At 25.0% G+C, this 545-nt stretch carries 1 pseudogene; it reads left to right on the top strand.

What is annotated here, in order from left to right:
- Positions 1–205: 205 nt before the first annotated feature.
- A pseudogene (locus HMPREF9075_RS13580) lies at positions 206–545 on the top strand (hypothetical protein); the annotation flags it as partial.

Below are 545 nucleotides of genomic sequence, written 5' to 3'. Positions count from 1 at the left end.
TCAAATATTTTAATTATAGTGATATAGATGAAAAAGAGCCTATTCTTATAAGAGAAAAAGATAAACAGAGTACAGAAAAATTTCTTAAAATATTTATACCATTAATAAAAGAAAAAGACATAAAAGCGTTTCTAAAAGATTTTTAGTTTCGCTTGTTAGCAATGGGAAACAATGATAAAAGACTCTGATTTAAAACCAATTGATAATGAATAAGACGACAAAAACACTCGGTTTAATAGTATTTGCTTTTTTTATATCTCAGAATCTATATAGTCAGTTATTTATAAATAAAATAGACAATAAAGATATAGAGATTGTTAAGAGACTTATTCCTACTAAACGCTATGGGAGTATTATGTACGATTATATAAGAATAGATAAACGTACAAAAGAACCTTTAAGAGGAAAGTATAAAGTTATTGTAAATAAAGACGAGTATTACAAAGCTTTCTTTGAAGAGGGTAACCTTGTAGTGAAAAATAAAATTAACTTAGTGAAATACTACTATAAAGGTAAATATCAAAAACTCTACATATATGTTGGAA

Origin of the sequence: Capnocytophaga sp. oral taxon 332 str. F0381 (genome assembly GCF_000318275.2) — a bacterium.
Classification (GTDB): domain Bacteria; phylum Bacteroidota; class Bacteroidia; order Flavobacteriales; family Flavobacteriaceae; genus Capnocytophaga; species Capnocytophaga bilenii.
Note: the sequence above shows the minus strand (reverse complement) of the source record. Positions and strands in the feature narration are given on the sequence as shown.